Source organism: Streptomyces sp. NPDC021212, assembly GCF_044332925.1.
Classification (GTDB): Bacteria; Actinomycetota; Actinomycetes; order Streptomycetales; family Streptomycetaceae; genus Streptomyces.
Genome location: NZ_JBIRPZ010000020.1, coordinates 22,349 through 37,005 on the forward strand (window position 1 = coordinate 22,349; position 14,657 = coordinate 37,005).

Annotated in this window: 9 protein-coding genes; 4 read left to right on the plus strand and 5 right to left on the minus strand. The window is 73.1% G+C overall.

The genetic code is table 11. The features are described from left to right. Window positions 1-11: 11 nt before the first annotated feature. Complete coding sequence (locus ACH4SI_RS37425; RefSeq protein ID WP_398303928.1) at window positions 12-2,861, plus strand: D-alanyl-D-alanine carboxypeptidase; 2,850 nt, start codon at window positions 12-14, stop codon at window positions 2,859-2,861. A gap of 186 nt (window positions 2,862-3,047) precedes the next feature. Then, window positions 3,048-4,952: an MFS transporter gene (locus ACH4SI_RS37430; RefSeq protein WP_398303930.1), complete on the plus strand. Its 1,905-nt coding sequence runs from the start codon at window positions 3,048-3,050 to the stop codon at window positions 4,950-4,952. A gap of 9 nt (window positions 4,953-4,961) precedes the next feature. On the opposite strand, the gene ACH4SI_RS37435 is transcribed toward ACH4SI_RS37430, so the two are convergent. Genes ACH4SI_RS37435 through ACH4SI_RS37455 form a run of 5 tightly spaced genes read right to left on the minus strand, consistent with a single transcriptional unit; the run spans window position 4,962 to window position 12,763 of the window. Beyond that, a complete protein-coding gene (locus tag ACH4SI_RS37435; RefSeq protein WP_398303932.1) occupies window positions 4,962-6,266 on the minus strand; it encodes an ABC transporter substrate-binding protein in 1,305 nt (434 codons plus the stop codon). Next, the gene (locus ACH4SI_RS37440; RefSeq protein WP_398303934.1) at window positions 6,263-7,195 is read right to left on the minus strand and encodes a hypothetical protein; all 933 of its coding nucleotides are present in this window, start codon (window positions 7,193-7,195) and stop codon (window positions 6,263-6,265) included. The genes ACH4SI_RS37435 and ACH4SI_RS37440 overlap by 4 nt, the downstream gene beginning before the upstream one ends. Then, complete coding sequence (locus ACH4SI_RS37445) at window positions 7,192-8,685, minus strand: VWA domain-containing protein (protein WP_398303936.1); 1,494 nt, start codon at window positions 8,683-8,685, stop codon at window positions 7,192-7,194. Before ACH4SI_RS37445 ends, ACH4SI_RS37440 begins: the two co-directional genes overlap by 4 nt. A gap of 20 nt (window positions 8,686-8,705) precedes the next feature. Beyond that, a complete protein-coding gene (locus tag ACH4SI_RS37450) occupies window positions 8,706-11,162 on the minus strand; it encodes a tetratricopeptide repeat protein (protein ID WP_398303938.1) in 2,457 nt (818 codons plus the stop codon). After that, window positions 11,159-12,763 carry a serine protease gene (locus tag ACH4SI_RS37455; RefSeq protein WP_398303940.1) on the minus strand — a complete coding sequence of 535 codons (1,605 nt, stop codon included), beginning with the start codon at window positions 12,761-12,763 and terminating at the stop codon, window positions 11,159-11,161. The genes ACH4SI_RS37450 and ACH4SI_RS37455 overlap by 4 nt, the downstream gene beginning before the upstream one ends. Before the next feature lie 581 nt (window positions 12,764-13,344). On the opposite strand from ACH4SI_RS37455, the gene ACH4SI_RS37460 reads away from it, so the two are divergent. Both ACH4SI_RS37460 and ACH4SI_RS37465 read left to right on the plus strand, forming a co-directional pair. Continuing rightward, window positions 13,345-14,097 (plus strand): IPT/TIG domain-containing protein, encoded by a 753-nt coding sequence (locus tag ACH4SI_RS37460; RefSeq protein ID WP_398303942.1) that lies wholly within the window; start codon window positions 13,345-13,347, stop codon window positions 14,095-14,097. Between the two features lie 36 nt (window positions 14,098-14,133). Beyond that, window positions 14,134-14,657, plus strand: a 524-nt coding sequence (locus ACH4SI_RS37465) for an IPT/TIG domain-containing protein (RefSeq protein WP_398303944.1), incomplete at its 3' end; no start/stop codon positions are given.

Here is a 14,657-nt window from a genome sequence, read left to right on the forward strand (position 1 = left end):
AGGAGGCATCGGTGGCGGGCGAGTCCCCCGGCAAGTCGGATCAGCAGAAGTCGTCGGGGGAGACGGCTGGGGGAGCACGCGATCCGCGGCTCACGGCCTCCCATGAGGAAGCCGGCGGCGGGCGGTCGGCGCTCGCCGTCGCCGATGGCGCCGATGGCGCCGGGGGTGCGCCCGAGTCGGCTCCCGCCGAGTCCGGCGCGGCGTCGGCGGAACCGGAATCGGAGCGTCCGGAAGCTGCGGGTGACGGCGATACGCCTGACGTTCGCGAAAGCGAAGACGGTGAATCCGTCGAAGCGGAGTCCGGTGGATCCGGTGAGGCGGACGAGGCCGAGGGGGGCGACACCCGACTGCGGGAGGCCGTCGCGGCCTGGGGCGCGTCCGACGAACCGGATGAGGATGCGGACGCGGATGCGGAGGCCGAGGGCAAGGACGCCGCGTCCGGCGGCGAGGGTTCGGAGTCGTCTCGTCCGGCGAAGGCGGACTCCGACGCCGAGGGCGACGGCGACGGCGACGCGGAAGGTAAGGACGCCGAGGCCGGCGCGGGTGCGTCCGACGCCGAGCAGACGGCTGAGGTGACGTCGGACGACGACGGCGGCGAGGACGACGCGTCGAAGACGCCGGTCGACCAGAAGACCGCGGTGTTCCGGACGCCGAAGGCGGTGTCGGACGCCGAGGATGCCGATTCCGGTGCCAAGGACGACGCGGGCGCGTCCGACGCCAAGGGGGCGGCCGCGGCGACGTCGGACGCCGACGGTGACGACGACGCCGAGAAGGCCGCGTCCAGCGGCGAGGGCTCGGGGGCGTCTCGTCCGGCGAAGGCGGGCTCCGACGCCGAGGGCGACGGCGACGCGGACGGTGCGGACGGTAAGGACGCCGACTCCGGCGCAAGCGCGTCCGACGCCAAGAGTGACGACGATGCCACGTCCCGCGCCAAGGGTGACGACGACGCCTCCGACGACGCCTCCGACGACGCCTCGTCGAAGTCGACGGTCGACCAGAAGACCGCGGTGTTCCGGACGCCGAAGGCGCCGTCCGACGCCGAGGCCGACGACAAGCGCGCCTCCGGCGGGCGGCGTCCCGCTTGGGCGGGGGCCGATGACGACGGGGGCGACGCGGACGAGGCGAAGGCCGCCTCGGACGACGACAAGCCGTCGGGCGGTCCGTCCATCGATCAGAAGACCGCCGTCTTCCGCGCGCCCAAGGTGGACGAGGAGAAGGCGGAGAAGGAAGACAAGAAGGACCAGAAGGACGAGGACGGCAAGGGCGGCAAGCAGCTCGACCGGCCCACCGCCGCGTTCGGCGTGCTGCCGGAGAAGAAGAAGGGCGTCGACCAGCCGACCACCGCCATCAAGGCACTCGATGGCGACAAGGGCACGAAGCGGTCCGAGGGCGACAACGAGCGCACCAGCAAGTTCGTACCGCTGCGCTCCGCCGACGCCCCCGCCCCCGCGAAGGCACCGGAAAAGACGAAGGCACCGGCGAAGCCGGACACCGCACCGGCGAAGCCCGCCGACGTGCCGGAGACCGAGCGCACCAAGCAGCAGCCGCTGCCACCGCAGACGCCGGACGGGAAGCAGCCCGCGCCGCTTGATCTGCTGGCGCAGCTGACGAACACGCCGCCCAAGCCCGAGACGCCGATCCGCAACGCGGTGCGGCGGGTCAAGATCTGGACGCCGCTGGTCATCCTGCTCGTCGTGCTGCTGGGGATCGCCCAGGCGGTGCGGCCGCTGCCGGAACCGGAGCTGCAGCTGACGTCCGACGCGTCGTACGCGTTCAAGGGCGACAAGCTGGCCATGCCGTGGTCCGATGAGGGCCAGTCCGCGGCCGAGGTCCAGGGCGTGGGCAGCCTGGGCACGTCGGGGAAGCAGAAGCCGGTGCCGATCGCCAGTGTCACCAAGGTGATGACGGCCTACGTGGTGCTCAAGGAGCATCCGCTGAAGGCCGGTGCGGAGGGCCCGCGCATCAAGATCGACCCGACGGCGGCCAAGGAGGCGGGGGCCATCGACGAGTCGAAGGCGGCGGTGAAGGAGGGCCAGACCTTTACCCAGCACCAGCTGCTCCAGCTGCTGCTGATCAACTCCAGCAACAACATCGCCCGGCTGCTGGCCCGCTGGGACGCGGGATCCATCGCCGCGTTCACCAAGAAGATGAACGACGCGGCCAAGAGCCTGGGCATGAAGAACACGACCTACACCGACCCCAGTGGGCTCAAGGAGTCGACCAAGTCCACCGCTGCCGACCAGCTCAAGCTGGCGAAGGCGGCGATGGATTCCGACGCGTTCCGGGAGGTCGTGGCGACGCCCAACACCGACATCCCCGGCCTCGACGGCAAGATCTACAACAACAACAATCTGCTGGTGAAGCCCGGCGTGATCGGTATCAAGACCGGTTCGTCGACCCCGGCGGGCGGTGCGCTGATGTGGGGCGCGGTGCGGACGATCGAGGGCAAGAAGCAGCGGATCCTCGGCGTCGTGCTCGAACAGCGCGCGCCCACCACGCTGGACGCCAGCCTCCAGCTGGCCCAGACGAACAGCTACAAGCTGATCACCGCCGTGCAGGACGCCCTGACCTCGGCGACCGTCATCAAGAAGGGCGATGTCGTCGGCCAGGTGGACGACGGCCTCGGCGGTACGACTCCGGTCGTCGCCACCAAGGACCTGAAGGCGGTCGGCTGGGCGGGGCTGAACGTCGACATCAAGATCGGTGACGGTGGCAAAACCATTCCGCACTCGGCGAAGGCGGGGACCGTCGTCGGCCAGGTGACCGTGGGAACCGGCCCCGGCCAGGTCAAGGCGCCGGTGGCGCTGCAAAACGACTTGTCCGAGCCGACCTTCGGGGCGAAGCTGACGCGTATCTCCTGAGCCGGGCGGGACACCGGCGCGGGAGCCGCGCCGGTGTCCGTAGCCGGTCACGTACCGCCTTGCGTGCTAGCGTCGCATGATGTCCCCCGACCCTGACTCGCCCAGACCAAGGCGAACCGTGGGGTACCGGTACAGGGTTGAAAAGATGAACAGGGGCAGACCTCGGGGGAGACGGGGAGAGCCACAGTGACCACCGTGGATCCGACACGGGCCGGCAAGAACGGCAGCTCGGAGGAGAGCACCGCGGCGCGAATACGCCTGCCCGCGCAGCGCTCCACCGAGCCGGACGATCAAGCGGCGAAAGCGGCCAACAGAGGTGAGGCGGCCGCTCGGACGGGGGTCTTCCGGCGCGCCTGGGCCGCCCTGCGCCGACCGGTGCCCGCCGCGCTGGCCGCCGCCGCGGGGCTGCACCTGCTGTGGGTCGCGCTGCTCGCGAACAGCGGCGGCGACCTCGCCGCGCAGGACGCTTGGGCGGAGTTCGCGCTCCAGCACCCCGACTCGGCGTACAACCTGGCCTGGTACGGCGGCATGCACCCGGTGTCGTACAGCGTCATCTCGCCGTATCTGATGGCGGTCCTCGGCGTGCGGTCGACCATGGTGATCGCCGGGACCCTGTCCGCGGGGCTGCTCGCCCTGCTGCTGGTCCGCAGCCGCTCGGTCACGCGGCCGATGTGGCCCGCCATGTACGGCGCGTTCGCGCTGGTCTGCAACGCGATCTCGGGCCGGGTGACCTTCGGGCTCGGCGCGATGTTCGGCCTCGCCGCGGTCGCGGTGATCTTCGCGTGGCCGGTGCGGTGGCGGTCCCGGCACTGGCATCACCGGACCGGACGGTTCCTGCTGGCCGCCCTGCTGTCCGGGATGTCGACCATGGCCAGCCCGGTGGCGGGCCTGTTCGTGGGGATAGTGGCGGCCGCGCTGTGGCTGACCAAGCGGCGCCCGGCCGCGTACGCGCTCGGCGTCACCCCGGCGGTGGTGGTCGCGCTGTCCGCATGGCTGTTCCCGTTCTCCGGCGAGCAGCCGATGTCCATCGGCTCGGTGGTGCTGCCGCTCACCGCCGGTCTCGCCGGGTGGCTGCTGTCCCCGGCCGACTGGCGCACGGTGCGGGTCGGCGCGGCGCTGTACTCGCTCGGCGTGGTGCTCACCTGGGTGATCCCCTCCCAGATCGGCACCAACATCTCCCGTCTTGGCATGATCTTCGGCGGTGTGGTGGTGATCGCCGCGCTGAGCGAGCGCCGCATCCGGCCCGCCCGCGCCGAGCTGCGCACCACGCGGGCCGGGCAGCGGTGGATCGCGCTGGTGCTGGCGCTCGCGACGATCACGGTGTGGCAGGTCGTCAAGACCGCCGACGACGTCATCCACACCACCCCCTCGGCGTCCTGGGCCCGTGAGCTGGCACCGCTGGTCGACCGGCTGAAGCGGGTGGACGCCGACCGGGGCCGGGTCGAGGTGGTGCCGGTGCGCAGTCACCGCGAGTCCTCCGCGCTCGCCCCGTACGTCAACCTGGCGCGCGGCTGGAACCGGCAGCGGGACCTGGACCGCAACCCGATCTTCTACGGCGAAAACACCCTCACCCCGGCGACCTACCAGGAGTGGCTCAAGCGCTGGGCGGTGCATTTCGTGGTGCTGCCGGCCGACAACCCGGACCAGGGGGCCGAGAAGGAGTCCCGGCTGCTGGGCACCGACCTGCCGTATCTGCGGCAGGTGTGGTCGGACGCCAACTGGAAGCTGTACGAGGTCAAGAACCCGACGCAGCTCGCCAACCCGCCGGCCACCGTGGAGCGGGCGGGCGCCGACCAGCTGGTGCTGAAGGTGCGGGAGCGCGGACCGGTCCTGATCCGCATCCCGTATTCGCCGTGGCTGGGCCTGGTCGACTCCCAGGGGCGCAGCGTCCACGCGCCGAAGGCCGACCGGAGCGACGAGCTGCCGGTCAACCGCCAGGGCTGTCTGACCAAGGAGGTCGAGGACGCCGTGGAGGGCCAGCCGGAGGACGAGTGGACCGTGCTGCACGCCCCGCGCCCCGGCATCTACCGGATAGCGGGCAAGTACCAGCTGCCGCGCGGCACGCCCTGCCCGGAGGAGATGGCGCCGTAGGACCGGGGATCAGCCACAGACGGTCGGCAGCCCGGGCTGTCCGGGGTCCCGGTGCAGGTCGGTGCGGACCTTCTCCAGGCTGGTCAGCAGCGCGTTCGGGCCCTTGCCGACCTCGCTGAGGTAGGCGAGGGCGGCGCGCTGGAAGGCCAGCCGCATCCGGGTCGGCATGGCGTCGGACGCGTCCAGGCACAGCGAGCCGGAGTCCCTGAGCGTGCGGGCGATCCGCCGGGCCACGCCGTCGTACCTCCCGAGGGCCGAGGGGACCTCGCTGTTCGCGAAGAACGGCGGGGTCGCGTCGCGCGGGGTGTTCCGCACCCAGGCCGTCTGGTGATCCGCCTGGGTGAGGTACGCCAGGAGCTGTTGCGACTGCGAGGTCTTGCGGAACATCACCGCGAAGTCCGCGGACACCTCCCGGGCGGTGGTGCGCCGGTCGGCGCGGGGGATCAGCCCGCTGGAGAAGTCGAAGGCGGCGCGGGCGCGGTGCTTCTTCGGGTAGTCGCCGCGGATGAACGAGCCCTGGTGCTCCAGCGCGCACGGGGGCCGCGTGGCGAACAGCTTCCGGCCCGCGGCCCGGAAGTCGGTGAGCAGCGCGGTGCGCGCCGCGCCCTTCCCGAACAGGGAGCCCCAGGTTCGCCACGCCTGCTTGATCCGGGGGTCCGTCCAGGCCAGGCGGCCGGTCGCCCACGCCTCGTAGACGGCCTTGCCCTGCTGCTGGAGCAGGATGTCCTCGACCCAGTCGGTGCCGGGCCAGCCGGAGGTCGCGTCGCCGCCCATTCCGGCGCACCACTGGCCGTCCCGGGCGGCGAGGAGGGGCAGTTCGCGCGGGTCGTGGCGGTCCCGGTCGTACCAGACGATGCTCTTCAGGTCGGCCTTGACCGCGATCCCGTAGATCGCCTTGTCCCCGCGCGGCGCGGGTTTCCACAGCGGGCCGTCGTAGGCCGCGAGGGTTTTCCTGGGAAGTACCTTCTGCAGGGGCTGCAGGGCGTCCGCGTAGGTGGCCAGTTCGCCCGGGGTGGGCAGGACGGCGATGTCGGGCGGGGTGCCCGCCTTCACGTCCGAGGACAGCACCTCGCGCAGCGCGGTGGTGCCCTGGTAGTCGACCCGGATGTGGGTCTCGGCGGTGAACGACCGGAGCAGTCGGCGGAAGGCCGTGCCCTCGTGTCCGGTCCAGGTGGCCAGCACGCTGACGCTCCCGTGCGACCGCTGTCCGCCGGTGTCGCCCACACCGACCGCGGTCAGCACCACCAGCCACAGCCCGAGGATCGCCGCGCTCACGTTCCAGGAGCTGCCGCGGGGGCTCGTCCGGGCGCTCATCGCGGCTGGAACCTGTACTCGTTGATGCGCGGCTGGAGCCCGATGAGGATCAGCGCGGCGAGGGCCGCTCCGCCCAGGGGGATCCAGCCCCCGGCCCCGGCCCGCCAGTGGGTGCCCCGCATGGTCGTCGCCACCGTCTTGGCGGTCTCGCCGCCGCTGGAGCCGATGTCCGTCCGGTGCAGGGTGCGCCCGGCCGAGGCCAGCCGCTCCTGGGTCTGGTACGCGAAGGCGGCCAGCGGCACCACCGCGATCAGCAGCGCGGTCGCCGCGATCAGCCAGGGGTTGACCAGTCGGCGGAAACGGTGCCGCAGATACCGTTGGGTGAGGACGAGCAGCACCGCGAGGGTGAGGAACAGCGCGGGCACCAGCACCCACCAGGCGAACGTCAGCAGCCCGCCGAACGAGGTCTGCGTCCGCAGCACCTTCTGCTGCCCCTTCTGCACGATGCCCAGCCGGGCCAGGATGCCGTCGTCGTCCCGGGTGAGCATGGCCGTGGCGTAGCTCAGATAGGCGTCGCGCAGATCATCGTTGTCGCGGTTCACATACGCCTGCTCGATGAGGTCGCTGTACGAGGAGACCAGCCCGGCGATGGTGAGCAGCGACTGACGGGCCCCCTTGCCGCCGGTGGTGCTCTTGACGGCCTGGGCCAGGCTCTGGTTGGCCGTGGACAGCTTGTTGCGGTAGTCCTCGCCGAGCCCCTCGACGTCGGTGGTGGGGCCGGTGAGGCTCCACATGGCCCTGTCGTTGGAGGTGTGGAGGGCGTCGATCGCGGCGGCCACCTGCAGGATCGCGGGGGTCGACCGGTCGCTGACCGCCGCGCAGTTGCGGCTGACGCCGTAGTACGCGGCGAACAGCGTGGTCACCGCCACCCCCGTGACGGCGAGCAGCGCGGTCAGCCGCCGGACGAGGAAGGCCCGGGTGCCGCTCATGACCCCTCCTCCGGTCGCAGCGGGGTTTCGCACTTCTGGCAGTACGCGGCGGTGGCGGGCGCGGTGCGGCGGCAGGACGGGTTGGGGCAGATCACGTCCGGTCCGGTGGGGGCCGGGGTGAGGGCGGCGCCGGTGAAGCGGACGCTCTCCTCGGTGACGATCATCGCCGAGTTGAGGTCCAGCGGCCGGATGGGCTCCCGGATCCGCACCTCGCCGGTGGCGGCGTCGACGATGTGGACCAGCCCGCGCAGCCGCTCCAGCATCTTGGCGCTGCCCAGTCCGTGCGCGAGCCGGACGGCCTGCCCCCACTGCCGCCGGGCCTCCTCGCGGTCGCCCGTCTCATACGCGTCGCAGCCCGCGGTGATGGCGAGGCCGAGGTCGGAGTCGGCCCCGTAGTGCGCCAGCCGGGGATCGACGCGGGAGGACAGCAGCAGGTCGTCGGTCCACTGGACGAGCACGGACTGCGCGGCGGGCGGCGGAAGATCCGTATCGCCGTCCAGCACGAGGTCGACGGTGGCCAGTTCGACGTCCTCGCCCACCGGATCGCCCTCGGGGTCGGCGAGGACGCACAGATGGAACTCGCGGGACTCGTCGCCCCAGGCGCCGGTGCGGCACTCCCAGGTGCGCGCGTCGGGCCGGGTGCCCTCGTCGGTGAGGTCGGCCCGGGTGGGGTGCACCTGCTTGACGAAGCCGATCCGGCCGCCCGCCCGGGTACGGACCCGGATGCGCACCTCGGCCAGCGCCTTGGCCATGGAGGCGCGCGTCATGTCCGCGAACTCGGCCGCCAGCGCCGAGTCGTCCAGCACCGCGTCCGCGCGGCCGTGCAGCCTGCGCACGATCCGCTTCAGCTCGGCGGCGTCCCAGCCGTCGCCGATCCCGCGCGCGTCGCAGGTGAAGTGCGGGGCGCAGGCCTCCAGCACCTTGTCCAGATATCCGGCCGCGTCATGCTCGTTGCGGCCGTCGGTGAGCAGCAGGGTGTGCCGGATCGCGGCCGGGCGGCTGAGGTGGAGCCGCCGGGCCAGGTCCAGCCAGGCGCCGATGGCCGTGCCGCCGATGGCGGGCAGCCGGGCCGCGACGCGGGCGGCGGCGGCCCGGGTGTCGGGGCCCGCGACGGCCATGCCGCCCGGATACGGATAGACGACCTGGGCCTGTTCGGTGCCCTCGATGATCGCGAAGTGGGTGCCGTCGCGGAGCACGCCGACGGCGGTCGCGGTCGCCCGGCGGGCCGCCGCGATCTTCGTCGGGGGCCAGCCCATCGACCCGGAGCAGTCGATGACGATGACCTCGGAGGCGGCGGTACGGGCCGCGGCCGGGCCGAGCCCCCGGGCCTCGACGCCGATGACGGCGTGCATCTCGGCGCGGCCCCCGGCGGCCGGGAGGTACTTGTTCTGGTGCACGCGCAAGGTGAGGGCGGGGCCGTTGCCCTCGTGGTCCCCGTACCGCCCCGGATGGTTCTCGTTGTCCTGGCTGTCCTGGCCGTCCTGGCTCATGTAATCCCCCTGTTCCCCCGTCACACGCCGGTCATGGGCCGGATGGCGTTGGCGCGGTCGACCAGCGCCCCCAGCGCCTCCGGGCTGTCCGCCTGCCGGGCCAGCCGGCGCAGCACCGCTTCGAGCCGCGACCGCGCCGACAGCTCGTCGTCCCCCTCGCCGAACAGCAGCCCGGGGTCCGCCGGAGCGCCCGCGGCTCCCCGGCGCAGCGTCCAGCCGAGGGCCGCCTCCAGCACTTCCGCGGTGAGCCGGTCCCGGGCCTGCCCCTGGGCGCGGCCGTCGTCCAGATACAGCCGCGGCACCCGGGTCAGCACCTCGACCAGGTCCTCCCCGGTGGGCTGCCCGTCCTGTCCGTTGAGCCGCCCCGCCAGCACCCGTACGGTCGCGATCCGGGCGGCGTCGTAGTGGCGCGAGACCTTCGGGACCCCGTCGAGGACGGCGGCCGCCCCGCCCCGGTCCCCGGCGGCGAGCCGCAGCCGGGCCAGGCCGAAAGCGGCGCTGCCCTGGGAGCGGTTGCGCTCCCACACCGCCTCGTAGAACCGCTTGGCGGCCTCGTGGTCGCCCAGGTGCTCGGCGCAGTGGCCGAGCGCCAGCTTGGGCGCGTACTCGCCGGGCAGCGCGCTGTAGACCTCGTCGAACGCGCGCCGCGCCTCGGCCACCGCGCCGCCCGCGAGCCGCAGCAGGGCGCGGTGCCAGGCGGGTCGCCAGTCGTACGGGGCGCCACTGCCGATGATCTCCTCGGCGGCCGTCAGCTCGGCCTCCGCCCGGTCCCGCATTCCCAGGTCCAGATAGGCGCGGCAGGTACGGAAGCGGATCTCGGCCGAGGGGTACGGGAAAGCGCCCAGCTGCTCGATCAGCCGCCGCGGGCTGCTGTCGGTCGGGGTGTTGAGCAGGGCGGCGCCCGGGTCCGCCGCGTCCGGGAACGGCACCGGCAGCCCCGGCGGCACCTGCTCCGGGGACGGCAGCCCGTGCGCGAGGGGTCGGCCCGGATCGCCGTCCAGCCAGTGTTCGAGCCCCGGGATCCGGCCGAGCCCCGCGTCGAGCAGTGCGGCGGTCGGGGCGAACAGCGTGGACGGCTCGGGCTGTTCCTCCCGCAGCCGCAGCGCGTGGATCTCCCGGAGCACGCCCCACAGCTGCTCGGACATCTCGCCCGCCGACCCGAACCGCCGCCGCGGATCGCGGGCGGTGGCGCGGGCCAGCACCCGCCGGTAGGACTCGGCGCCGAGGCCGGGCGGCGCCTGGGCGGGCCGCCCGGCCTTGTCGGACAGCGACCGCAGGGTCGCGCCTACGCCGTACAGGTCGTGGCGCTCGGTGAGGGGGCCGCCCCGCAGCGACTCGGGGGAGGCGAACCCCTCGGTGATGACGGGCGGATCGCCGCCCTGCCGCCCGAGCCGGCGGACCGCGCCCAGGTCGATGACCTTGACGCGGCTCTCGTAATGCATCACGTTGCTCGGCTTGAGGTCGCAGTACAGCAGCCGCTCGCCGTGCAGATAGCCGACCGCGCGCAGCACCAGACAGCCGTACGCCAGGATGTGCTCGTACAGCCGGGGCCCGTCGTACGGCGGCATCGCGTCCGCGATGCAGTCCCGTATCTGGGCGAGCGTCATGCCGCCGACGAACTCCATCACGATGTAGCCGGTGAGCCGGTCGCCGGCGGTTTCTTCGGGGTGGGTGACGTAGTTGATGATGCGGACGATGCCGGGGTGGTCGAGCATCGTCAGATAGCGGCGCTCCTCGACCGCCGCCCGCAGCGCCGCCTCGTCCTCGTTGTTGATCAGACCCTTGATGGCGACGGGCTGCTGGTCGAGCTGGGTGTCCTCGGCGAGATAGACCCAGCCGAGCCCGCCGTACGCGACACAGCCGATCACCTTGTACTGGTCGCCCAGCAGATCCCCGGGGCGCAGCCGCGGGGTGAAGTCGAACGGATGGCGGCAGCGGGGGCAGTACCCGGCCGACAGCGCGGGCTCCCCGTGGAAGGGCGCGCCCACGGTCTCCCCGCAGCCGGGCCGCCCGCAGATCTGACCGCGCGACGGGGGACGCGGATCGTCGAGCACGAGGTCGGTGAGGGACGGCAGCTCGACGCGCGGCAGATCCAACAGCCCGTCCCCGGCGGGCCCCAGCGTGAACTTCCGCGCCGCGTCGCGACGGCGGGCGCGGTCGGTGGCGGTGGTCGCCCCGGAGTCGATGTTGCCCGTGCCGGTGGCGGCCCCGGGTCCCGCGCCGGTCGCGCCCGAGCCGGGGCCCCGGGCCGGGTGCGGGGCAGGTCCGGCGCCCTCGGCGGGTGGGTGGTTACCGGTGCCGGGTCCGGCGACGGGGTCTGTCGCGGTCGCGGCCGGGGCCGAGCCCCGGCCCGGGGGTGGGGTGGGTGTGGGGGGGTGGGGTCTGCGGCCGCATTCGGCGCAGAAGCCGCGGGCGTTGATCCGGCCTCGGCCACCGCCGGGGCAGTCCGCGCGGGGGCACACCGCTTCGGGCGTCACGGTGCCTCCCTCTCCGGGGACGCGTGCACGGCCTGGACGAAGCGGTCGACGGCGTGCCGCGCGGCCGCCACGTCGCAGGGAACCGCGGTCAGTTCGCGGTGGGCGGCGCGCTGGAGCGGGAACAGCTCCCGGCGCTCCGACGCGGCCTTCGCCCCGAGCAGCGCCGCGTACGCGTTCAGCAGCCCCTTCAGCTCCTTGACCTCGTCACACTGGGCCTCGGCCCGCTCCCGTACCGCCCGTACCGCGTGCTCGAACGCGGCCAGCTTGGCGACGATGTGGTGGGTCCGCAGCTCGGGGTCGTCCCGCAGGCGGGTCAGATTGATGCGCAGCGCCGGGGCCTCCGCCGGGTCCGATCCGCCGCGCGCCCCCGAGTCGGCGGCCTCCGCGACCTGGTCGGTCAGCTCGGCCAGCCAGGCGTCGATCCGCTCCGGGTCGGGGCGGAACAGCCGCTCGGCGAGCCGCAGTCCGGGCGCCTGCGGATCGCGGAAGACGAGCATCAGCCGGGCGCCCAGGTCGGCGAGGAGCTTCATGAAGCCGATCAGCGCCTCGGGATCGCTCGCCCGGTCGAGTCCCACGGCCACGATGGTCAGCGGTACGGCGCCGGCGCGGATCCGGCTGAGCGGGGAGGCGTCGCCGGGGGAGCGCACATCCATCCGGTCGGCCACCCGGAGGGCCACCTCGGTGTCGGTGCGGCCGGTGACGTCGATGGCCAGGTCCACGCTGCCCAGCGGCGGCACGGTGCCGTGCGGCGCCCCGGACACCGCCTCGTCGTCGCCGCCGGACAGCTCGCGGTCGGCGAGGGTGACGGCGCGGCTGAGCGCCTCGTAGCGGCCGCTGTCGTCTGGCGCGATGACGACGGTCTCCACGTCCGCGACGCCCGCACGCCGCCCGGCCAGGGACTCGCGGCGCAGCCACAGGGCGAGGCGCTGCGCGAACGGGATGTCCAGGACGTCCCGTTCGCCGGAGGTGAGGCGCGAGACGAGCCGGGCGTCGACCACCCGGTCGCCGCCCACGACGTCGCGCAGGAGCGGGAGGTGACGCAGGACCGTTTCGATGTGGATCATGTTCGACCGCAGCCGTCGCTCGTCGGCGGGGATGTCGTGGGCGTCGTCGTAGCGGTTGACGATCATCCCGATGACATGGCCGGTCTTCACGTCCTCCACTCCGGCCCCGCTGCATCCGCGCCGCACCACGTCCCCGGGGGAGTCCGGGATCAGCTCCAGCCACTCCGCGCGCGGGCCCACGGCACCGGCGATCTTCGCGTAGAACCAGGTGCCGTTGTCGTTGTGTCTCGGGAAGCCCAGGTTCCGGACCTGTCCCAGCGGCTCAGGCGACAGCCGGTACAGGGGCGCGGCGTGCTCGGCGGGCTGCGGGCGGTCCAGCGTCAGCAGCGCGATGTCGCCGCATCCGTCGGCGCGCCGGGGCACCCAGCAGCCCGCGGCGACCCGCGCGGTCACGGGGGCGGCGTCGGGCAGCTGCACCAGGTCGACGAGGACCTGCGAGGCGGGCACCGGCCGCCCGTCGTCCGGGATGACGTGGGCGCACGTCAGCACGGTGTCGCCGCCCAGAAGGATTCCGGCGCCCAGGATCTCGCCGGTCATGCTGCGAATGCGTACCCGCCAACACCCCCCGGCGGAGGACTCATTGACGGGAACGCCCATGTCCGCCCCCATGTGGCAAGAGGATACGCCCGCGGGGGGAGGAAGTGACCCCTTCGTCCGATGGGTCACGGGAAAGGGTGAGTTACCGGGGGAATGCCGCCGGAACGGGAACCAGGGCCCCTCGCCGCGTGCTCCCGCGTGACGCCCGTAGGCCCGGCGCGAGGGCCGCGCTGACCTGCGGCGGTCGCACGCCCCGCCATTCGAGTGATGCCGCGTCACACTTCTTGTGGGCGGACTCATTCCGATGGATTACTGAAAACGTGCGGTATGGCCTCCGCCGGTCCCCCCGGCGGGCCGGCCCCCGCACCCTCGCCGGTCCCGGGCGCCAGGCGTACCGCGCGAGGGGGCCGGGCGGGCGTCCCCAACGACCCGTTCGGCGCACATCGCATTCTCCTGCGAGCGCGAGCGGGTCCGACCCGCCCGGCCCGTCCTCCCCATCCCTCACCTCCCTTCCCCTTCCGTCCCCTGAGCCGTTTTCGGGCCTCTGGAGCCCGCTCAGTCTTCAGCAGGGAGTAATCGCCATGCCCATCTCTCCGAATCAGGGCTCGACCGGCGGTGGCACCGTGGTCACCATCACCGGTTCGAACCTCGCCAACGCCTCCGCCGTGAAGTTCGGCACCAAGAACGCCACCATCACGGCCAACACGCCCACCTCGGTCACCGTGATCTCGCCCTCCGGCACCGGCGCGGTTCCGGTGACCGTGACCACGCCGGGCGGCACCAGCAACCCGCTGACGTTCTTCTACGTCGGCGCGCCCTTCAAGTCCAGCCTGAGCGCCACGTCCGGGCCGCTCGCGGGCGGCAACACCGTCACCCTCACCGGCACCGGTCTGTCGACCGCCAGCGCCGTGGCCTTCGGCGCCAACAGCGCCACGCCCACCGTCGTCTCCGACAGTGTCATCACCGTCCCCGTGCCCGCGGGCGCCGCGGCCGGTTCCGTCGGGGTCACCGTCACCACCGCGGGCGGCAGCAACAACGGCCTGTCGTACACGTACATCGACGTGCCGACCGTCACCGGGTTCACCCCCACCTCCGGCCCGGCGTCCGGCGGCACCGCGGTGACCATCACCGGCACCAACCTCGACACCACGCAGTCGGTCACCTTCGGCGGCATCGCGGCGCCGTTCAGCGTCGTCAACGCCACCACCGTGTCCGCGGTCACGCCGCCCACGGCGGACGGACAGCCCGGCCCGGCCAACGTCACCGTCACCAACCCGGCGGGCAGCGCGACCGCCGCGACCCAGTACCAGTACCTCGCGTCGCCCGGTATCTGATCACCCCTGGGACGTTCCGCCGGAAGGAGCAGTACGTTGAGCACCCCTCACGCCGCAGGTTCGGAGTCAGGTTCCACGGCAACCGCCGCGCCCGTGGCCCCGGCGGCGTCCCCTCCGGTGATCAGCTCCGTCAATCCCGCCTCCGGGGCACCCGGGGGCGGGACCGTCGTGACCCTCACCGGCACCAACTTCACCCAGGCGACGGCGGTCCGTTTCGGGACCGCCCTCGCCCCGGCCTTCACCGTCGTGTCCGCCACCCAGATCACCGCCACCTCCCCGGCGGGCTCCGGCACCGTGCTGGTCACGGTGACCACCCCGGGCGGTACGAGCAACGGAGTGTCCTTCGGCTACGTGTCCGCCCCCGCCCCCGTGCTGAGCGGGGTCTCGCCCGGTCAGGGGCCGGTGGGCGGGGGCACCTCGGTGACGCTGAGCGGCAGCGATCTCGCCGGGGCCACGGCGGTCCGGTTCGGCTCCGTGACCGCGCCGTTCACCGTGGTGTCGCCGTCGCAGATCACGGCCGTGTCGCCGCCGGGAAGCGCCGGTCCGGTGCAGGTGACGGT